A 21,832-nucleotide genomic window follows, 5' to 3' on the forward strand; every position below is an offset into this window, starting at 1 on the left:
CTTTTACCCAATTTGCTTCAATTGTCCAAAAAAGGCGTTTTCCCGAAAGGAAAACGCCCTCTGTCATACCATTTCTATTATTTCTTAAGTCTTACCACATTCCAGCTATGTTTGCCGAGCAGCGTTGTAAAATGTCCGCCGTCCATTTTGGATGCGGCGCTGTGTACGGGAACCACACAATCCGGATCCGCTTCCGTATTAACCGCTTTCAGATCTTCATTTGTCAGCACGATGTGTTCCACCACTTTCATATCCGCAAACTGCCTGAAATCACAGCTCACTTCCAGATCCTCTTCCAGATCCTTGTTTACCGCAAAAATGGTAAGCTCTTCTTCCTCTTCGTTCCAGATGCATACGCTGTCCAGGCAGGAAACCTCCCCATAGGTCCGGCTTTCATAAACTGGTGCCTGTACCTGGGTATTCAGCACCGTTCCTCTGCCGTATACGGATGCATGCATATACGGATAAAAGATTGTCTGTCTCCACGCCCCCGTATCGGAGGTCATAATCGGCGCTATTACATTTACCAGCTGGGCAAGACATGCCACCTTTACGCGATCCGCATGACGCAGCATGGTGATAAGCATACTGCCCACCAGCAGGGCATCCTCAAAGTTATAAACATCCTCCAGCTGGTGCGGCGCCTGCACCCATTTTTCCAGCTGGGCGTCCGCATCATTGCTGTGATACCAGACATTCCATTCGTCAAAGGACAGGTTAATCTGTTTTTTGCTTCTCTTCTTCGCCTTGACACAGTCACAGATGGAAAGAACAGAGCTGATAAATTCATCCATTCCTTTGGAATTTGCCAGAAATTCCTTTGTGTTGTTGTCCCTGTTCCCGTAATACTGATGCAGGGAAAGATAGTCCACCTGCTCATAGCATTCGCCGAGCACTTCCTCTTCCCAGTAACCGAAGGTATCCATCGTCAGTGAGGAGCTTCCGCAGGCTACGGTTTCGATGGTAGGATCCATAAATTTCATCAGACGGCTTGTTTCCGCTGCGATACGGCCATATTCCTTTGCCGTTTTATGGCCCATCTGCCAGGGACCGTCCATTTCATTTCCCAGACACCAGAGCTTGATATCATGAGGCGCTTCATAGCCGTGCTTCTTTCTTAAATCGCTGTAATAGGTGCCGCCCTTGAAATTACAGTATTCCAGTACATCCTTGGCTTCTTCCGGCCCTCTGGTCCCCAGATTGACAGCCATCATGATATCCGTTCCGGCTTTCTTTGCCCAGTCGGCAAATTCATTCAGACCGAACTGGTTGCTTTCAATCACCGACCATGCCAGATCCACCTTGGAAGGACGCATGTCTTTAGGACCTACGCCGTCTTCCCAATGATAGCCGGACACAAAATTGCCGCCGGGATAACGTACAATAGGAACCTTCAGCTCCCTCACCAAATCCAAACAATCCTTCCGCATCCCCTGCTCATCGGCAAAGGGGCTGTTTTCCTGATAGATTCCCTCGTATACGGCTCTTCCCAGATGCTCAATAAAAGAACCGAAAATCCGTTTGTCCACCTTTCCCGTGAGATAGTACTTGTCTACAATCAATTCCGCTTTTTTCATACCATTCTCCATTCCGCCGTGTCCGGCCGCTTTCGTTATTTCTGTAGTTTCATCATAATCTCCGCAGACAAAAACCGCCAGTTCTTTTCCTCCGATTTATTTGACTTTTCTTCCGGTTCTGTGCTATCCTCAAACAAAGAGAGTATCCGGCTTTTGCAGCGGGACCAACTACCAGGAGACAACGTATGATCACCCTTCATTTTTGTGAATACAATCGTTTTAACCAGGACTATGACACGATCTGCCGTCCGGGCGGAAGCGGGGATTACCTGTTCCTTCTGCTGAAAACACCCATGAAGATCTATCTGCAGGAGGAGCTTATCATCACCAAGGAAAACGCCTGTATCCTCTTCACGCCCCAGACTCCCCAGCATTACCAGGCGGTTAAAAGGTTTTGCAACAGCTATCTGCACTTTTCTTCCGATCTAAACCCGGCCAGACAATATGGTTTCCCGGAAAACAAAATCTTTTATCCGTCCCATCCGGGAGAGACAGATTCTTTTATCCGCAGCATACAATTGGAATATTTCTCTCTCGCCGAATTCCGGGAGGAATATATTAACTGCCTGATTTCCCAAATGTTCATTTCCCTTTCCAGGGATCTGCTCCACTGCGCGGATCAGAAGGAGGATGGGGAAAACCTGTACCAGCTTTTCCAGAATCTGCGCCTGAAAATGCTTTCCAACTGTCAGGAGGATTGGAGTATTGAACGCCTCTGCCAGGAAATAAATCTGGAGAAGAGCCAGTTTTACGTCTATTACCATCATTTCTTTTCCACAACCCCCAAAAACGATCTGCTCCACGTACGCATGGAAAAAGCAAAAAGCCTTCTGAGCAATGAAGCCCTGCAGGTTCAGGAAGCCGCCCGTCTCTGCGGTTTTTCCAGCCTGCAGCACTTCACCCGGTATTTTCGGAAATATTTCGGCTGTTCCCCCAGAGAATATGGCCAGGCCCGGAAAGAAGGATTGGGGGCTGACCGTGAAGTTTTTTATTAATCTTCCATATATAACGTAAGTCTGTCATAAATCTCCGGGTAATCCCTTTTTAAATGGACCGGCATCATTTTCCGATCCAGAAAGCAGTGGCTGGTTTCTCCCGCCGCATGCAGCTTTCCGTCCTCCTGTCCATAAATTTCATATTTCAGGCCCATTTTAATGCCGTTAAATCCATTGGGTATTACCTTTATCCGAAAGCTTTCCGCATATCTGAAAGAAATCCTGTACTCACAGGAGGCACCCAGTACCGGGATCAGGATTCCTGCTTTTTCTATTTTGTCATAGGGCAGTCCTATCTGCTCCAGCACATCCGTCCTGGCTTCCTCCATCCAGCGGATGTAGTTGGAATGGTGGACGATCCCCATTCTGTCCGTTTCATAATATTGAATCTTTCTTCCATATTCCTTTACTTCTGTCATGCTTCACCTCATACTAACTATTCTTCTCACCGTATCAAATACCATGCGGAAATAACAGGCGGGCACCCTGAGATGTCCGCCTGTTCATGTACATTTTAATTGGAAACAGCAGCCTATGCAGGATAAGCTCCGTTTTTGGTATCAGCCTGTGTCATATCAACCTTTTCCTGCTGCGCCTGACGATATTTGAAGAAATCCAGTGCAACCTGAGGGAACAATGCATAGGTGAGCACATCCTCATCCTGCTGCTTCCATTCCTTCATCTCGGATTCGATCTTTGCCAGTTCGTTGGGAATCAGGTCAGCAGGACGGCAGGTAATCACTTCCGCATCGCCGATAACCTTTTTCTGAACTTCCGGGTTGAAAGGCTTAACGGTAACGCCGTATTTTCCGGAAAGCAGATCCTTGGTCTGGTCGGTAGCCACTTTGTATCTCTCACCCATCAGTACATTAAATACAGCCTGTGTACCAACGATCTGGGAAGAAGGAGTAACAAGCGGAGGCTCACCCAGGTCTTTACGCACTCTGGGGATTTCCTGAAGCACTTCATCGTACTTGTCACTTGCATTCTGCTCTTTCAGCTGGCTAACCATGTTGGAAAGCATACCGCCGGGTACCTGATACATCAGAGTCTTGATGTTTACGCCAAGAACCTTTGCATCCATCAGTCCGGACTTTAAGCACTCTTCTCTGTAAGGTCTGAAATAGTCTGCGATTTCCGCCAGCAGAGCCTGATCATAACCGCAGTCATAAGGAGTTCCGCGGAAGGTTTCAACCATAACCTCTGTTGCAGGCTGGGAGGTTCCCAGTGCAAAAGGAGAAATTGCGCAGTCGATAACATCAACGCCTGCTTCCACCGCCTTTAAGTAAGTCATGCTGGCAACACCTGATGTATAATGGGTATGCAGCTGGATAGGCAGCTTGGTAGCGGATTTCAGGGAACGGATCAGCCTGTCTGCTTCATAAGGAACCAGAAGTCCTGCCATATCCTTGATACAGATGGAATCTGCACCCATATCTTCGATTTCTTTTGCGATGTTCATCCAATAATCCATGGTATAAGCATCACCCAATGTATAACTCAGCGCGATCTGTGCATGTCCTTTTTCCTTATTGCAGGCTTTCACCGCACATTCCAGGTTGCGCAGGTCGTTCAGACAGTCAAAAATACGGATTACATCAATACCGTTAGCGATAGATTTCTGAACAAAATATTCAACAACATCATCGGCATAATGACGGTATCCAAGGATGTTCTGTCCTCTGAAAAGCATCTGCAGCTTGGTATTCTTAAAAGCTGCTCTTAATTTTCTCAGTCTTTCCCAGGGATCTTCATGTAAGAAACGCAGGGATGCATCGAAAGTAGCGCCGCCCCAGCACTCAACTGCCTCGTAGCCAACCTTGTCCATCTTCTCTGCAATAGGAAGCATTAATTCGGTAGGCATTCTTGTGGCGATCAGAGACTGATGGGCGTCACGTAATACGGTTTCCATAATTTTAATGGGTTTCGGGTCTGACATTTCCTTTTCCTCCTAAATTTCTAATAAAGTTCAGTAATCTGAATGGCTGTTTCAATCAGAATACTCCGAAGATAGCCATAAAGGTACCGGCAGCAACTGCCGTACCGATAACACCGGCTACGTTAGGTCCCATTGCATGCATCAGAAGGAAGTTGGAAGGATCTGCTTCCGCCCCCACCTTCTGGGAAACTCTGGCGGCCATAGGGACTGCGGACACACCTGCAGAACCAATCAGCGGATTAACCTTGCCATGCGTTATCACACACATCAGCTTGCCGAACAGGACACCGGCCGCAGTACCGAACGCGAAAGCGATAAGGCCCAGGGCAACGATTTTAAGAGTATCCATATTCAGGAATGCTTCTGCGCTCGTGGTAGCTCCAACGGAGGTACCCAGCAGGATAACTACGATATACATCAGGGCGTTGGAGGCCGTTTCTGTCAGCTGTCTTACAACTCCGGATTCTCTGAACAGGTTACCTAACATCAGCATACCAACAAGGGGAGCTGTGGTAGGAAGGATCAGACATACAACGATGGTAACAATGATAGGGAACAGGATTTTTTCCAGTTTGGAAACCGGACGCAGCTGTTCCATTTTAATTTTTCTTTCTTTTTCTGTGGTGAGCAGCTTCATAATAGGCGGCTGGATAATCGGCACCAGGGACATATAAGAATATGCCGCTACTGCGATAGGTCCCAGCAGAGCCGTCTGCCCCAGCTTACCGCAGAGGAAAATAGAGGTAGGGCCGTCAGCACCGCCGATAATGGAAATGGCTGCTGCTGCCTTATCGTTGAAGCCTAAACCGATGGCTCCGAAATATGCCGCAAAGATACCGAACTGGGCTGCTGCACCCAGCAGGAAGCTCTTCGGATTGGCAATAAGGGGACCAAAGTCGGTCATGGCTCCTACTCCCAGGAATATCAGGGACGGCAGGATTGCCCACTCATCCAGTACGTAGAAATAATAAAGCAGACCGCCAACTCCGTTGGATGCCTCGTCTGCATGCAGCATAATATCCGGATAGATATTAACAAGCAGCATACCGAAGGCAATCGGAAGAAGAAGCAGCGGCTCAAATCCCTTGGCTATCGCCAGGTAGAGAAATATACAAGCTACTGCGATCATCAGGTAGTTTCCCCAGGTCAAATTGAAGAACGCCGTCTGATGCACCAGATTGTCTAATGTGGTTACTATGTAATCCATTCTGTTGACCTCCCATGTTAATTCAGCCAAAACTCATAAACTTATTTTCATGGGCTTTGGTAGGACGCTTTACGTTCCTTCTGATTAGTTTAATGTTGCAAGCAGTGCCCCTGCTTCAACAGCATCGCCAACAGCTACATCAATACTTGCTACGGTTCCGTCGGAAGGTGCAACAACGGGGATTTCCATTTTCATTGCTTCGATAGTAACTACAGCATCTCCTGCTTTCACGGCCTGTCCAACCTTGGCATCAATGCTGAATACCTTACCGGCTGCACCGGCTTCGATTTTAACGCTGCCTGCTGCACCGGCAGATGCCGCTGCGGGAGCTGCCGCAGGTGCGGGAGCTGCTTTGGGGGCAGCCTTGGGTGCCGCTTTGGGAGCAGCTACAGGTGCGCCTGTGGAAGCGCCTTCTTCTACTACTACATCATATACGTTTCCGTTAACGGTAATTGTATAGTTCTTCATGGTGAAAATTCCTCCTGTTAATTCATTTATTAATAATTTGCTTTCCATTTGCTGGTATTGGCACGTCTGATGCTTCTTACTACAAAACCGTCTGTGGATGCAGCGCCTTCGCTTGCTGCAATAGCGGCTGCAATAACTGCTACCAGTTCATAATCATCTGTTAAATCTTCCGTAACGGCTGCTGCAGTACTTACCGGTGCGGCAGCAACTGCTTCAGGCTCCGTTGTGTCCTCATCCTTTTTCCTGGTGAGGGCGGCCTGTATCCTGGGTATGAAAACAAAGCAGGAAATAAGCAGACTGATAAGTATCAGGACAACGAAAACGGTTCCCATACCGAGTATGGTATTCAGGGCCGCTTTTTCCATCAGTTCCCCGAAGGAATACTGCACATTCGTTGTGATACCGGTCAATGTCAGCTCCCCATCCAGAAGGATTTCCACAACGGCGTTGTGTTCGGTTCCTTCTATCATCACATTGATGGTAGCCCCATCCTTGTCCACAATCACTTCATGATCCGTAATGGACTTGAATTCGCCGATGTCTTCCATCGCAGATGTCCAGCTTGTCAGGGCTGCGGAAACCACCGCATCGCCTGCATACTGCTCCTGCATGTTCTGATCCACAATGGTCCTTACGGAATCAAGAACCTGGTCCGCATAGTTAATGGCTCCTTCTTCCGTGATACCAAGTGCATTGGCTGCAGTGTCATCTGCGGCTTTGCCACAGGCCGTCATGCCGAAGATACAGATGATAGCCATACCTAATACTAATAACCTTTTTTTCATATTAAGTATCATCCTTTCTTATACTGTACCGTGTTTTTTTGCAGGGCGGTCTTCTCTCTTTGTGAAGAGCATTTCGAATGCGCCGATAACATATTTTCTGGTGTCGGCAGGTTCGATAATTGCATCCACATATCCTCTCTTAGCAGCAGAAACTGCGCTGGTCTGCAGGTAAGCATATTCCTTTGCACATTCGGTCACTGCGTCAGCACCCTGTCCATCGCAGATAATCTTGGCTGCCAGCCCGGCATCCATGGTCCCGATTTCAGCGTTCGGCCAGCAATAGGTCATATCTGCACCGATGGCCTTGGAGTTCATAGCAACATAAGCGCTTCCGTACGCTTTGCCGATGATAACATTTACCTTCGGAACGGTAGCGTCTGCAAATGCATATGTAAGTCTTGCCGCCGCCTTGGCGATTTTCTTCTCGGAACACTTGTCCGCCGTAAAGCCGCTGACATTGGTCAGGGTCAGCACGGGGATATTGAAAGCATCGCAGAAGCTGATGAATTCAGCCGCCTTATCACAGCCGGCAGGAGAAAGAGCCGCGTCAAAGGTCTCTGCCTTTTCGCCTTCCTCATTGTATACTTCACTGCGGTTTGCCACAGCGCCTACGGTAACACCGTTCAGCTTCATGAATCCGGTTACCATCTCTTTTGCATACGCAGCTTTTACTTCAACGAATGCACTATTGTCAGCGATTGTGGAAAGCGCGATGGAGGTATCTCCCACGCAGTTAGCCAAAGACGCATCAGCACGGTTCAGATCGTCCGCACATTCTACGAAAGAATTGTCATCTTCATTGTTGGAAGGAAGCATACATACCAAATCTCTGATCTGTCCGAGAATGGATGCTTCGTCACCAACGAAATCCACGATACCGGCCTCTTCGCTCTGGAATGCGGCGCTGGAGGTATCACATTTGGAAATTTCATTGCCTGCAAGTGCATTCGGTGCGTTTACAAACAGCTTAGCCTTCTTTTCTTCCATAAAGGTGAAATCAGTAAGCGCAGGGAATAAGGCAAGTCCGCCTCCGCAGGTTCCGAATACAGCCGTAATCTGGGGAATCACGCCGGAAGCCATGGTCTGCTTCCTGTAGATCTCGCCGAATGCATTTAAGGCGTCGGTCGCTTCCTGCAGCCTGAGACCGGCGGAATCAATCAGTCCGATGACAGGAGCACCTGTCTTCATCGCCAGATCATAGAGGCCGGCAATCTTCTTCGCATGCATCTCACCAATACTGCCGCCTAATACGGAAGCGTCCTGGCTGTAAACATACACAAGGTTACCGTCAATCACTCCATAACCGGTAATACAACCGTCGGAAGGAGTCTCTGTCTGTTTCAAATTAAAATCAGTCGCTCTGGCCGTTACCATTGCGCCAATTTCAACGAAACTGTTGTCATCGAGCAAAGCGGTAATTCTTTGACTCGCTTGTGAAGTAATACTCATTTTTCAGCCCTCCATTTTATATTAATAAAAAAGTTAACTTTAATCTACGGCTGTACAAGCACTGCAGGCTGAAATCTGCGGCCGGAGGAAGTGGTTCCGATCAGTAACCCTCCCCGCCCTCCTGCGGCCTGTGCTCATAGCATCCGTATTTTAGTAGTATAACACGAAACCTAAAAAAGGACTAGATGGAAAACGTAAATTTTCCCTTCTTTTTTCATAAACCGTCTTACAGCCAGAACAGCTCCAGAATGCTGTCCAGGCAATACCTGTAGGTCAGCTGGAGCACATTTTCCTCTGTCGTAATGGGAAGCTGGGCATAGATCTCCCCGTTCACGTAATAGGTTTCCCAGCCCACCGTTTTACCGGCCTCCACCGGGGCTGCAAGGGATTCCGGCACCTCCAGCTCCATATGTACCTCATCCTGTCCGGAAAGCAGCAGGGAGATCTCCTGCTCCTGCACCTGCAGCGTGGTCTCCTCACGGATACCGCCTTCCACCGGGACAGGAGAAAGCTCTGCCTGTTCGTAGATATTCTTTTTTTCAAAATTGGCAAGCCCATATTCATACAGCAGCTTGGCGTCATGCCATTTCCAGCTTTTATGGTTCGGCCATCCGCAGGCGAGCAGGGCTATCGTAAAGGTTTTCCCGTCCCGTTCCAGCGCCCCCACATAGCAATAACCCGCCTTTCCGGTAAAGCCGGTCTTCCCTGACAGGGCGCCCTCCATCATATTCAGGAACGCATTGTGGTTGGTACAGGAAAACTGCCTGCTCCCGTTCTGCCACTGGCTGTCTTCCCCCAGCTTATAATCGGTGAACGTATAAGACGGGGTTCTGGTAATGGAAAGGAATTCCTCTTTTTTGGGCGAATCCGTAATACAGTAGCTCATGATACGTGCCAGATCGCTGGCTGTGGTGGAATGCTGCCTCTGAACCTCACTGCCGCTTTCGTCCTGATAGGTAAGTATGGCATCCAGTCCGTTGGGGGTAACGAAGAACGTATCCGTGCAGCCGATTTCCTCCGCTTTGGAATTCATCAGGCCCGCAAAACGCAGGATGGCTTCCTTGCTTTCCTCCTCCGAATTGTCCGCGCTGCGCTTACCGCCTCCGGCAAGACAGTTTCCCACATGCTCCGCAATGATCGCCGCCGAATCATTATGGGATTCCAGCATAAGGGAATACAGCAGGTCGCCCAGCCGGAAAACGTCTCCTTTCCTGACCCCCAGATGTACCTTCGGCATCCCCGCTGCATAGGATGAAACGGAAACATAATCATCGGGATTGGCCTGCTCCAGGGCAAGGATACAGGTCATAATTTTGGTGGTGCTGGCCATGGGAAGTACCTCTGTCCCGTTTTTCTGCAGTAAAATACGCCCGTTGTCCGCATCCATGAGGACTGCGGACAGGGCGTATAATTCACTGGTTGTACTATCTTTGTCATTTTCCTGCGCACAGACCCGGACAGTCTGTGCCGGAAGCAGTACAACCGGGCTCAGAATCAAAATACAGGTTACAGACACGGCCTGGATCATTTTTGTGCGGAAAAGTTTCATACGAAAATGTTTCGTGCGCATATGGGTACCTTTTCACAATGTATTAATACATTTTATTGGGCAGTCCCCATTTTTATGTGTGTAACTTTTCCATACCAGTTCAGACGGTCCTGAACCGGTTCGCTTGTTCTTCCGTCACCCGGACCTTTACTCACTCATGGAGTCCACAACAGCAGCCGCCTGTGCCGCCTGGGTAAGCCTTGCGGCTTCCTCCTGCGTCACACCGTTGATATTGATATTCCGGTTTACCTTGGCATCATAGGTCCCAGCCTTTACTATTTCGGCCATATCGATCCCTACGGTTTCCTTCATGGTTTCAAACAGCTTGGACATTACCGCAGGGACATGATCCGCAACGGCTCCCACGCCGTTGCTGTCGCCGCTTCCGATGATCGTGATCTTGTCGATTTGGGAAAGGGGTTCCGCTATCTTGCCGGCAATTTCCGGAAGTACGTTGATCATCATTTCCGCCATGGCGGCATTGTTGTATTTCTGATAAGCGAGCGCTTTCTTTTCCATGGCTTCGGCTTCCGCAATACCCTTTGCCCGGATAGCCTCCGCTTCCGCTTCACCGACCATGCGGATACCGGCGGCTTCCTGCTCCTTGGCAAATTTCTGTGCTTCTGCCGTGGATTTCATTGCCATAGCACTCTTTTCGGTTTCAAACTTCTCCGCTTCCGCCCTCTTCTGTCTTTCATACAGTTCAGCCTCGGACTGCTGCTGACGGGCATAACGGTCCGCTTCGGATTTCTTCTTTACCTGAGCGTCCAGCGCCATCTCCTGTACCTCGGCTTCACGCTGCTTCAGGATAACTTCCTTTTCCTGTTTGGCAATGCTGGCTTCTGCGGTAGCCACCTCGATGGTTTTCCTCTGCTGCTGCTGCTGGATGCTGTAGGCTGCGTCCGCCTCCGCCTTCTTGGTATCCTCCAGCTTTTTCAGCTCGGCCTTCTGAAGGGCGAGTTCGTTGTTCTTTTTGGCAATTTCCCGTTCCGAATTAATGCGGGCATCATTTGCCTGCCGATCCGCGTCAGCCTTTGCCACAGCGATTTCCTTTTCTGCCTCCGCTTTGGCAATTGCCGCTTTTTTCTTAATCTGGGAAATGTTGTCGATACCAAGATCTTCGATTACGCCGTTTCCATCTGAAAAGTTCTGTACATTGAAACTGACGATATCCAGTCCCATAGCAGCCAGATCCGGTTCCGCATTTTCTTTTACCAGATTGGCGAACTTCTGGCGATCGCTCACCATTTCCTCCAGACGCATACGCCCCACGATTTCACGCATATTTCCTTCCAGCACTTCCCTTGCAATCGCTGCGATATACTGGGTATTCTGATTCAGGAAGTTTTCTGCCGCCACCGCGAGCCTGTCCGGCACACTGCTGATTTTTATGTTGACCGCCGCATCCACCTGGATGTTGATATAATCCGCAGTGGGAACCGCATTCGTGGTCTTCACATCAATAGCAATCAGCTTCAGGCTCAGCTTATCCATACGTTCGAAGAAGGGAAGCTTGACGCTGGCCTTCCCGATGATGATCTTCTTCCGGAGACCCGAAATGATGAATGCTGTATCCGGGGGCGCTTTCTTGTACCCGGAAAATAAAATAGCGATGACTATAACGATGACTACTCCGGCAATGATGTAACCTATCATACCTTCTCCTCCTTTTGTGTGTGCCTCCTTCGGGCACCATGTTTATTTCCACGGACAGCGGACCAAACAACGCGCCTGCGCGTTCTCCCGGCGGCTGCCGTTCTCCTATGACCGCATATGCGGCCCTGGAAGCAATTATAAATGCAGCTGCAGACTGGCCTCCTCTTCGGCTTCCACCTTGAATTCCTCCAGCTTCCTTTCATTCAGCTCCGGCAGCTCCTCCAGGGATTTTACCCCGAAGCTCCGCAGGAACTGCTCCGTTGTACCAAACAGAAGGGGCCTTCCGGGAGCATCCATCCTTCCCAGCTCCGTAACCAGTTCATATTCAATGAGGCGGTTGACCGCATGATCACAGTTCACTCCGCGGATCCTTTCGATATCCAGCTTTGTCACCGGCTGTTTATAGGCTATGATGGACAGCGTCTCCAGGAGCGTCTCCGTCAGTACATATTTCCGGGGAGTGCTTGCCACCTTGATCAGATATTCATACATATCCCCCCTGGTGCACATCTGGAAAGAATTCTCAAACTCTGCAATGGAGACGCCTCTGCCTTCCTGCTCCCATTTGTCCTTCATTTCTCCGATAATCTGTCTGGCAGTCTCTTCGTCTTCCTCTATCACCTCAGCCAGCTTGCCTATCTCCACGGACTCTCCCATAGCAAAAAGCACCGCTTCCATGGCAGCCTCCTGCCGTCTGCGTTCCATCCTCCTTCTCCTCCTTATCTATGTTGTAACGGTCTGCACAGTAAATGTACAGGCCCGGCTTACCCGTTATCCATGCTTCCCTCTTCTTCCCCGCCGCTACCGCCCAGAGAAGTCAGGCCGTGAAATTCCAGTTCTCCCTCCGGAAGCTCCCTGGCTGTAATAATAATATCGTCCTCTATGGATTCCTGTTCCACAAAAACCGCCCCTGTCTTCATCAGTTCCAGGACCACCAGGAAGGTGACAATCACATCCATCCGGCTCCCCTGGTTTTCCAGCAGTTCCCGGAAATTCATCCGTTTATGGCTTTTTATGTAACCTGCCACATAATTGGCCTTGGCGTCAATATTGACTTCGTCCCTTTCTATCCTGCCAAAATGGCTGCGGACAGGATCCACCTTGTCCTCCTGCCGCTTCAGGCAGGTCTGGAAAATCTGGTGCAGGCGGGTAAGCGTGACATCCTTCAGCAGTTCCTCATAATCCACAGGCGCCCTGTATTTTGCCACCTCCGCCGGGATTGTGGGAGTTTTGTAAAAGTTCTTCCGGGCATCCACCTGCATGTCCCGCAGTTCATAAGACATATATTTATAAGCTTTATATTCCAGCAGCTTCTGGACCAGTTCTGCCCTGGGATCCTCTTCCTCTCCCTCCTCGTTTACTTCCTTGGGAAGAAGCATCCTGCATTTAATATCCAGCAATGTGGCCGCCATCAGCAGGAATTCACTCATCACATTCATGTCTTCGGATTCCATCTGACGGATATAATCCAGATACTGCTCCGTTATTTCCGCAATGGGAATATCGTAAATATCCACCTTGTTTTTTTCGATTAAATGCAGAAGAAGGTCCAGCGGGCCTTCGAATACCTGCAGCTTCACTTCAATCGCCATCAGCTTCCTCTTTCCGGATCCAGACGGACCACAATCAATTCCCCCGGATTGAATACACGGATGGGCAGGGTATGGGTGCCCAGCCCCCTTCCCAATATCATACGGCTGTTTTCTTCCCTGACATTTTCTGCATGCCCCGCCTCCGTGGAACGCTTCGCTTCCGTGGAATGCTTTGCTTCCACATACATCCCCCCGTCATACTTGGGAAACAGGCGCAGCGCCGGCGACAGCACACCTCCCAGCACCGGCAGACGCATGATTCCCCCGTGTACATGGCCGGAAAGGACCAGATCCGCCCCCCAGCCTGCATAAGCCTGAAAATAATCCGGATTATGGGCAATCAGGATATTGTATTCCCCGGGAGAAGGACGGCCCAGCAGGGAATCCAGATAAGAAACCTTCATATCCCTGCGGTGAAGCTTTTGATAATAATCCATATCTATTTCCACACCGAAAACGCGGATACCTGCACCGGGAAGGGAAACACTCTGGTTTTCCAGCAGCACCACCCCCGCCCGTCTGAGCTGCCCTGCATAATTCTCATACATGTGTTTGTATTTGTACGTATCCGTTTTCAAACGGTATTCGTGATTGCCGTTGGCATAATAAACCGGATACTTTCCCGCAAGCGCCTTCACCGTTTCCAGCGCCGGCACAAAGCTTCCGGAGGTCTGGGAGGTAAGCATATCCCCCGCTATCAGGACACTGTCCGGTCCGCAGCCGTCAATGGCATCCAGAAGCCTGCTGTTATGCTCCCCGAACTGCTTGTTGTGCAGGTCGGAGAGCATAACAAAACAATAGCTCTTTTTCAGCCCTTTACAGGGAATACGGTACTCTATCGTAACAAAACGGTTCACATCCCATATGATAACAACAAGAAAAAATAAGACCGCCAGGGCCGCCAGGCCTGCTAGAATCTGAATCACTGTTTACTCCTTTGCCTCTGCGTCTTTTCTTTCAGCAGTATACCATATTTTTCTCTATTATAAAAGAAAATATGCCAGAACTTTTAAAACATAGTCTTTGTATACCGCTTTCGCAACCGATTCCGAAAACAGGATCGGAACCGTGCCTATGGTCTCACCGTTCAGTCTGTAGACGGCCTCTCCGGCCTTTTCACCGGCCTCAACCGGCGCCCGGGTGCTTCCCGGCAGGTTCAGGACCTTTTCCACCGCATTCAGATCATTTCCCTTGACATCCAGATAGGAAAATCCTTCCTGGTAAACCAGGCCCGCATCCTCTTCCACACCGCCTTCCACCAGCAGACGGGGCAGCGCATCCTTATTTTCATCCTTATACAGGGCACTGACACTGTAACCGTAGTTCAGCAGCGTGGCGGCATCACTGAACCGCACTTTATAATCCGGAGCCGTCATGACCACGGCTATCAGATCGATTTCATCCTTCCGGGCCGTTGCGGACAGGCAGTACTTTGCTTTGCTGGTGGATCCGGTTTTCAGACCGGTGGTCCACTGATACTGCTTCAGCAGCTTGTTTGTGCTGGACAGCGTAAAAGTAGAGCTGCCGCGGGCCGTATTGTGGGTGATATCCTCCATCCAGATCATCGTATAGTTAAAAACGGCCGGATGCCTGGTAATCAGCTCTCTGGACATGGTTGCAACATCCCTTGCTGTCGTATAGTGGTTATCCGAATCCGTCAGGCCGCAGCAATCCTCAAAATGGGTACCCTGCATTCCCAGCTGGGCCGCCTTTTCATTCATGCGGGATACAAATTCTTCTTCACTTCCTGCAATGAATTCCGCCATAGCGACCGCTGCATCGTTTCCGCTGGCAACCGCGATACATTTGATCATGGTGTCCACCGTCTGCATTTCCCCTTCTTCCAGGAACACCTGGGAGCCTCCCATCGACTGCGCATGGGCGCTGGTCATGACTTCATCCTCCAGCTTGATATCTCCCCTGTCAAGCGCTTCGAAAATGAGAAGCATCGTCATAATCTTGGTAATGCTCGCCGGGGAACAGGAAGCATCCGCATTCTGCTCATAAATGACCGTCCCGGTGGATGCCTCCATCAAAATGGCAGAGGGCGCCGATATGCTCACCGGGGCCCCTTCCTGGGCATATCCTTTTATTTCCGGCATTCCTATCAGACATATGACCAGCATGAAGGAAATAAGCTTTTTCGCTATTGCCTTTTGATACACACAATTCATAAGGGAAACTCCCCTCCACATAAGTTCTATAACACATTTTATGTACGTGCGTGGGGATTATTCCTGGAGAGTGTCCGAAAACAAGTACAAAAAAACCACAGGCCTCCCGGAAGGCATGGCCGCCTTCCGGGAAGTCCGTGGATATTCCGGGCAGACAGGACAAAAGCATGTCCAGCTGCTTTCATGCATGGTGCTGCCCGGCAAACCGGACATGAGAATTTACTGCGCCGCTGCTGCCTGGGCCTGGGCAATCACTGCTGCTGCGATTGCCGGATCCACAGGAAGCCCTGTAGCGGTATCAATCATATTACCGGTCGCCGGATCCAGCACCCAGGTGGAAGGATCCACACCTGTCAGATCGATATCCGGTGCCACCACCTCCTGGCCGTAGCCGGAAGCGTCAAACAGATACGTCTTGCCGTCCAGCACAAGCGTCTTGTTCACAGCCATACTGCCGTCCTCCTGGAAGTAGCGAACGCCCTTCTCATCTGTAAACCAGCCATACTGCATGGAACCGTCCGCACCGAACAGATAGGTAATGCCTGCAATATTCACATAGCCCTTCTGCATAAAGCCGTTGGCATCGAAGTAATAATTCTTGCCTGCTATCGTCACCAGATCGTGAAGCATGTGGCCATCCTTGGTATCCATATAGAAAGTATTCACACCGTCCGTGAGCCAGCCGTTGGTATAGAGGCTTCCGTCCGCATTCATGAAATAACGGTTCCCTTCATAATCTACCCAGCCGTACTGCATACGGTAATTGTTATAAAAATAGGTCCTGCCTCCCCTCGTGGTAAATCCATAAGGGATAATAATATTCGAATAATCCTTAAACTGGAAGTTCAGATCCACTCTTCCCTGGATACCGTTCACCGCACCGCTGCTGGTAAACTGCCAGAACGCTGGATTGGGATATTCACACGCTTCCGCATACTGAGCCGCCCAGACATCAAAGGGAACAGGCCCAATCCGCTGTGTCAGCCAGTTTTTGCTGGAATATACCATGGGATAATAGCCTGCCGCCTGAATAATCGTGCAGAAGGCTACCGTAAGTGCCGACAGCTGTTCCGGAGTCATGGATTTATGTACCGCATCCTCCAGGTCAAAAACCACGGGCATGTTTACCGTAAACGGCGCTATGGCAGCCAGGGTAAACTGAGCCTCCGCCATCGCCGCCTCAATTGTGGTGGCATAAGAATAAAGGTAAACGCCTGTTTTAAGACCGGCGGCATTTGCCCCCACCATGTTGGCCGCAAAATAAGGATCCAGGCCGCTCTTTGCGCTTCCTACCTTAATAAATGCAAAACTGTAACCGTCAGCCGCCACCGCACTCCAGTTAATAGCCCCCTGGTACTTGGACACATCAATCCCTTTTGCTATCACACCGGCTGCTTGTGCATCCACTCCTGATGTAAGAAATGTTCCAAAGCCGATGACAGCCGCCAATACCAGGCTGACAATTCTTTTCTTCCAGTTCATCCGTAACTTTCCTCCTGCTTTCTCTCGTACCTAAACCTGTATTCTCATGTGTCAGGGAATTTCTGCCAATTCCGCACAATAAAAAGGCGGGGCCTGAAGGTCCCCGCCTTATACGTCAGAGTTAATACCATCTGGCCTTGAATTCCTCATATTTTTCCATCAGCCTGTCCCGCTCTTCCATCACATTGATATGCAGAGCCAGCAGAAGCTGATGTAAAAAGTCTAAAATAAATAATAAGATAACCGCCCTGAGCACCCACAGCCCGGGCCCATATGTATACCATGCAGCCACATCCATTACTGCCCCATGCAGATATCCGATGATAATGACCGCATAAAATCCCCAGGCAATGGTGCTTTCCAGACAGACAATGCCCTGATAGTTAAAGGGCTTCTCGTTGTAATCCCACCATACCTCACCAAACAGACGCAGCATAGCTTTGCCGACCAGGTATTCAAATACCGTAGCGGTAAAAGCTCCTGTTAAATACAGCAGCACCGGATTCCCGGCAAAAGGACGCAGCAAAAAATAACCGGCAAGCGCTCCGAACCCATAAATAGGACAGAACGGGCCTTTGGCGAATCCTCTGTTAGTCAGCCTGCGGTTACAGATTGACATATAGACAGATTCCACAAGCCAGCCCAAAACACTGTAAATACAGAACGCCGCGACCAGATGCCAGACATCAGCTCCCAGTATTCCATGAATCCACATATTGTCTTTCCCCTCTGTTAATCCGGACTTATCATCCTCATAAAACCGTCCCGCACCGCAGGACAGCTTTGCACCATATAAAACATGTAACTGTTCAGACTTGTCTGAACCGCTACTAAAACACAAGTCCTTGGTAATAGATGCCAAGGACTTCCGTTTACTTAGTTATATTTACGTTTTCTGGCCGCTTCGGATTTCTTCTTACGTCTTACGCTGGGCTTTTCGTAATGCTCTCTCTTGCGGATTTCCTGCTGGATCCCGGCTTTTGCGCAGCTTCTTTTAAAACGACGTAAAGCGCTGTCCAAAGTTTCATTTTCTTTTACAATAATGTTTGACATAGCTCACACCTGACCTCCCTTCAGTCCCTTCAAGTTCACGACTGATTGGGTTTTTTATGCACATCAATGCACAAGAAATATTATACCAAAAATTGCAAAGACGTCAACTACTTTTTTTGCAAATTAAGTATATTTTAAGAAAAAGTGAGCTTAAGCCTTGGTTTTCAACATTTTTTGTTCACTTTTTCCTGTTTTCCGTGCTGTTAACAGTTACTTTATCTGTCCCTCCAGAATTTTTTCCGTTTCGGCTATCGCCTGGGGAATTCCAGCGGGGTTCTTTCCTCCGGCCTGGGCCATATTGGGACGTCCGCCGCCGCCGCCTCCTACCAGAGCCGCAATTCCTTTAATCAGATTGCCGGCATGGGCACCCTTTGCCATGGCTTCTTCCGTTGCCATAGCTATCAGATTCACTTTGCCGTCCTTTTCAGAAGCCAGCACGACAACACCCTCTCCCAGCTTTTCCTTCAGCTGATCGCCCAGGTCACGAAGCCCGTTCATGTCCACGTTGTCCGCCTTGGCGGCCAGCAGCCTGACCCCCTTCACTTCCTTTACCTGATCCATGACGTTCCCCAGGGATTCTCTGGCGGCTTTGCTCTTCAGTGATTCATTTTCAGCGGAAAGCTGTTTCAGCTCCGCCATGAGGTGGGTAAGCTTCTCACTGAGGTTTGCCGGAGTTGCTTTTACAATTCTGGCCGCCTCCGTCAGCTTGTCCTCTACTTCTTTATAGTAGGCGAAAACACCTGTACCCGTAATCGCTTCAATTCTTCTGACACCTGCTGCCACCCCGTTTTCCGACAGGATCTTGAATACGGCAATATCTCCGGTATTAGCCACATGGGTGCCGCCGCATAGCTCCGTGGAGAAATCCCCCATCCGGACCACGCGCACATTGTCGCCGTATTTTTCACCAAACAGGGCCATGGCGCCGGTTTTCTTCGCTTCCTCCAATGTCATAAGGGAAGTTTTTACAGGAAGATGCGCTGCGATCTCTTCATTTACGATCGTTTCCACTTTGTCCAGCTCTTCCTGTGTCATAGCGGAAAAATGGCTGAAGTCAAAACGGAGCCTGCCTGCATCCACATAAGAACCTGCCTGTTCCACATGGGAGCCAAGCACTGTGCGCAGAGCCTTCTGGAGCAGATGGGTGGCGCTGTGGTTTTTGCACGTAGCCGCTCTTTCCGACGCGTTAACGGAAAGCTCCACCTTATCCCCGTTTTTAATCATTCCTCTGGTCATCCTGCCGATATGGCCGATCTTGCCTCCGGCCAGATGAACCGTATCCTTTACTTCAAATTCACCGTCTGCACAGCGGATCATACCGATATCCCCGCACTGTCCGCCCATGGTTCCGTAAAAAGGAGTCTGGGATACAATAATCGTCCCGTTTTCTCCGTCCGTAAGAGCATCCACCACGGCTTCTTCCGTCGTCATGGCGGTAACTGCCGATTCCCACACCAGCTTATCGAATCCCACAAACTCCGAGCTAATCGCCGGATCCAGGGATTCGTATACCGTAACATCCGCGCCCATATAATTCGTAACCTTCCTGGCCGCGCGGGCTTTCTCCTTCTGCTCCTTCATGGAAGCCCGGAAGCCTTCTTCATCAATGGTAAGGTTCTTCTCTTCCAGGATTTCCTTCGTGAGATCCAGCGGGAAACCATAGGTATCGTAAAGGCGGAAGGCATCCTCACCGGAAAGCTGAGTCTTTCCTTCCTTCATCATAGTATCCTCCATATCGGAAAGAATACTCAGGCCCTGATCAATCGTTTTATTAAATTTACTTTCTTCCTGGGTGAGCACATTGAAAATAAAGTCCTGTTTCTCTTCCAGCTCCGGATAGCCGTCTTTGCTTCCTTCGATTACAGTACGGCTCAGGGTTGCCAGGAAATCCCCCCGGATCCCCAGAAGTCTTCCGTGACGGGCAGCACGGCGGATAATACGGCGCAGCACATAACCTCTTCCTTCATTGGAGGGCATGATGCCGTCGGAAATCATGAAAGTGGCGGAACGGATATGATCCGTTACAATACGGATGGAAACATCCCAGTCATGATTTACCTTATAGGTCTTTCCTGCCAGCTCGCATACCCTGTTACGCAGCGCCTGGATCGTATCCACATCAAAAATGGATTCCACATCCTGGACCACCGCAGCCAGACGCTCCAGCCCCATCCCGGTATCTATGTTCTTCTGATCCAGTTCGGTATAATTGCCGTGTCCGTCGTTGTCAAACTGGGTGAATACATTATTCCATACTTCAATATAGCGGTCGCATTCACAGCCCACCGTACAGCCGGGTTTTCCGCAGCCGTATTTTTCGCCTCTGTCATAATAAACCTCGGAACAGGGGCCGCAGGGACCTGAGCCATGCTCCCAGAAATTATCTTCTTTGCCGAAATGGAAAATACGTTCTGCAGGAATGCCGATTTCGTTATTCCAGATAGCAAAGGCTTCGTCATCGTCCAGATATACGGAAGGATACAGCCTGTCCGGATCCAGCCCGACCACCTCAGTCAGAAACTCCCAGCACCAGGCAATGGCTTCCTTTTTGAAATAATCACCGAAAGAGAAATTCCCCAGCATTTCAAAAAAAGTCCCATGCCTGTCCGTCTTGCCGATGTTCTCGATATCACCGGTACGGATACATTTCTGACAGGTTGTCACCCTTTTCCTGGGCGGGATTTCCTGTCCCGTAAAATAAGGCTTCAGCGGCGCCATACCGGAATTGATCAACAAAAGGCTGTTGTCATTGTGGGGCACCAGGGAGAAGCTTTTCATCACCAGATGTCCCTTGCTTTCGAAAAAGTCCAGGAACATCTTTCTCAGTTCATTTACTCCGTATTTATTCACGTTTCTTTCCTCCAAAATCGCTAATCTATCCTATTATAAATTCAAATTTTTCCCTTGTCAACGCCGCACGGACCTGAAAACCGCATTTTGTAACGGTTCAGACCTGTCTGAACCGTTACCTTTTCCCGCAGCTTGGTTCAGACAAGCAAAAGCAGGGTTCCGGCCACAATGAGCACCAGGCCCGCGCCGGCTTTTGGGGACAGCTTCTCTTTCAGGAACCACCAGGAAAAAGCCACGGTTACCAGAATGCTCAGCTTATCAATAGGAACCACCACACTGGCCGGCCCGTCCTGCAGGGCTTTGTAGTAGCACAGCCAGCTCAGCCCCGTCGTAACGCCGGAAATACAGATAAACAGCAGGCTCCTGCCATCCAGCTTCGCCACTTCCTTCTGCTTTCCGGTTACAAACACCATAACCCAAGCCATAAGAAGCACCACGATGGTGCGGATTGCCGTTCCCAGATTGGACTCCACTCCGGATATTCCCACCTTGCCCAATATTGCCGTAAGACTGGCAAACAGGGCGGACAGAAGCGCATATGGCAGCCATTTACGGCTGTTTTTCCCTTGCTTTTGGGCAGCGCCGGCAGAACCCGCTTTCTCTTTTCTGGTTATCATGAGAAGAGTCCCGGCTCCAATCACTACCATTGCCGCGGCCTTAAGAACCGTAACCGTCTCTTCCAGCAGCAGGAATGCCAGCAGCATGGTTATTACCGTACTGGATTTATCTATGGGGGTGACCTTATTCACATCCCCCAGTTGCAGGGCGCGGAAATAACAAAGCCAGGAAGCTCCTGTGGCAACCCCCGACAGGATAAGGAACAGCAATGTCTCCCCGCGGATGCTTCCCAACGTATCCTGGGAGCCTACGACAAATACCATCAGCCAGGAAAACAACAGCACGATAACCGTACGTATGGCCGTCGCCACATTGGAATCCGTATCCCGGATCCCTATTTTGGCTAATATGGCGGTGATTCCCGCGAACAGCGCGGAACCGCACGCAAACAATATCCACATTTTCCGTTTACACCTGCCGGGAAGGCCGCTTCCTTCC

19 protein-coding genes are annotated in these 21,832 nt (G+C 49.8%); 1 reads left to right on the plus strand and 18 read right to left on the minus strand.

The features are described from left to right. Positions 1–77: 77 nt before the first annotated feature. Positions 78–1,577, minus strand: a complete 1,500-nt coding sequence (arfA, locus tag DXA36_RS08590; RefSeq protein ID WP_118678561.1) for an arabinosylfuranosidase ArfA — start codon at positions 1,575–1,577, stop codon at positions 78–80. 185 nt (positions 1,578–1,762) lie between these two features. Between arfA and DXA36_RS08595 the strand changes: the two genes are divergently transcribed. Continuing rightward, a complete protein-coding gene (locus DXA36_RS08595) occupies positions 1,763–2,572 on the plus strand; it encodes a helix-turn-helix transcriptional regulator (RefSeq protein ID WP_118678185.1) in 810 nt (269 codons plus the stop codon). Here DXA36_RS08595 and DXA36_RS08600 read toward each other — a convergent pair. The 17 genes from DXA36_RS08600 to DXA36_RS08680 form a co-directional block, all read right to left on the minus strand. Then, on the minus strand, positions 2,569–2,991 hold the full coding sequence (locus DXA36_RS08600; protein WP_118678187.1) for an acyl-CoA thioesterase: 423 nt from the start codon (positions 2,989–2,991) through the stop codon (positions 2,569–2,571). The genes DXA36_RS08595 and DXA36_RS08600 overlap by 4 nt on opposite strands. 113 nt (positions 2,992–3,104) lie before the next feature. Further along, positions 3,105–4,511, minus strand: a complete 1,407-nt coding sequence (locus DXA36_RS08605; protein WP_118678189.1) for an oxaloacetate decarboxylase subunit alpha — start codon at positions 4,509–4,511, stop codon at positions 3,105–3,107. A gap of 55 nt (positions 4,512–4,566) precedes the next feature. Then, positions 4,567–5,718 carry a sodium ion-translocating decarboxylase subunit beta gene (locus DXA36_RS08610; RefSeq protein WP_118678191.1) on the minus strand — a complete coding sequence of 384 codons (1,152 nt, stop codon included), beginning with the start codon at positions 5,716–5,718 and terminating at the stop codon, positions 4,567–4,569. Between the two features lie 84 nt (positions 5,719–5,802). Further along, entirely contained in the window at positions 5,803–6,186 is a 384-nt protein-coding gene (locus DXA36_RS08615; protein WP_118678193.1) for a biotin/lipoyl-containing protein, read from the minus strand. Positions 6,187–6,215: 29 nt separating this feature from the next. Continuing rightward, positions 6,216–6,971, minus strand: a complete 756-nt coding sequence (locus DXA36_RS08620; RefSeq protein ID WP_182478985.1) for an OadG family protein — start codon at positions 6,969–6,971, stop codon at positions 6,216–6,218. Between the two features lie 18 nt (positions 6,972–6,989). Beyond that, positions 6,990–8,420 carry an acyl-CoA carboxylase subunit beta gene (locus tag DXA36_RS08625; RefSeq protein ID WP_118678197.1) on the minus strand — a complete coding sequence of 477 codons (1,431 nt, stop codon included), beginning with the start codon at positions 8,418–8,420 and terminating at the stop codon, positions 6,990–6,992. A gap of 226 nt (positions 8,421–8,646) precedes the next feature. Next, positions 8,647–9,990: a D-alanyl-D-alanine carboxypeptidase family protein gene (locus DXA36_RS08630; protein ID WP_118678199.1), complete on the minus strand. Its 1,344-nt coding sequence runs from the start codon at positions 9,988–9,990 to the stop codon at positions 8,647–8,649. A gap of 126 nt (positions 9,991–10,116) precedes the next feature. Continuing rightward, positions 10,117–11,625, minus strand: a complete 1,509-nt coding sequence (locus DXA36_RS08635) for a flotillin family protein (protein WP_118678201.1) — start codon at positions 11,623–11,625, stop codon at positions 10,117–10,119. Between the two features lie 135 nt (positions 11,626–11,760). After that, on the minus strand, positions 11,761–12,330 hold the full coding sequence (gene scpB / locus DXA36_RS08640; RefSeq protein WP_118678203.1) for an SMC-Scp complex subunit ScpB: 570 nt from the start codon (positions 12,328–12,330) through the stop codon (positions 11,761–11,763). Positions 12,331–12,389: 59 nt separating this feature from the next. After that, complete coding sequence (locus tag DXA36_RS08645; protein ID WP_118678205.1) at positions 12,390–13,217, minus strand: segregation and condensation protein A; 828 nt, start codon at positions 13,215–13,217, stop codon at positions 12,390–12,392. After that, on the minus strand, positions 13,217–14,143 hold the full coding sequence (locus DXA36_RS08650; RefSeq protein ID WP_118678207.1) for a metallophosphoesterase: 927 nt from the start codon (positions 14,141–14,143) through the stop codon (positions 13,217–13,219). The genes DXA36_RS08645 and DXA36_RS08650 overlap by 1 nt, the downstream gene beginning before the upstream one ends. Positions 14,144–14,200: 57 nt before the next feature. Then, positions 14,201–15,391, minus strand: coding sequence for a D-alanyl-D-alanine carboxypeptidase family protein (locus tag DXA36_RS08655; RefSeq protein ID WP_118678208.1), 1,191 nt, complete (start codon positions 15,389–15,391; stop codon positions 14,201–14,203). A 219-nt stretch (positions 15,392–15,610) separates the two neighbouring features. Then, a complete protein-coding gene (locus tag DXA36_RS08660) occupies positions 15,611–16,873 on the minus strand; it encodes a GH25 family lysozyme (RefSeq protein ID WP_118678209.1) in 1,263 nt (420 codons plus the stop codon). A gap of 121 nt (positions 16,874–16,994) precedes the next feature. Continuing rightward, positions 16,995–17,588 (minus strand): putative ABC transporter permease, encoded by a 594-nt coding sequence (locus tag DXA36_RS08665; protein WP_118678211.1) that lies wholly within the window; start codon positions 17,586–17,588, stop codon positions 16,995–16,997. A 161-nt stretch (positions 17,589–17,749) separates the two neighbouring features. Further along, complete coding sequence (gene rpsU, locus DXA36_RS08670) at positions 17,750–17,926, minus strand: 30S ribosomal protein S21 (RefSeq protein ID WP_009252110.1); 177 nt, start codon at positions 17,924–17,926, stop codon at positions 17,750–17,752. A gap of 210 nt (positions 17,927–18,136) precedes the next feature. Beyond that, positions 18,137–20,743 (minus strand): alanine--tRNA ligase, encoded by a 2,607-nt coding sequence (alaS, locus tag DXA36_RS08675; RefSeq protein ID WP_243114600.1) that lies wholly within the window; start codon positions 20,741–20,743, stop codon positions 18,137–18,139. 170 nt (positions 20,744–20,913) lie between these two features. Then, complete coding sequence (locus tag DXA36_RS08680) at positions 20,914–21,795, minus strand: EamA family transporter (protein WP_118678215.1); 882 nt, start codon at positions 21,793–21,795, stop codon at positions 20,914–20,916. Positions 21,796–21,832: the final 37 nt, after the last annotated feature.

This window comes from Eisenbergiella sp. OF01-20 (genome assembly GCF_003478085.1).
Lineage (GTDB): Bacteria > Bacillota > Clostridia > Lachnospirales > Lachnospiraceae > Eisenbergiella.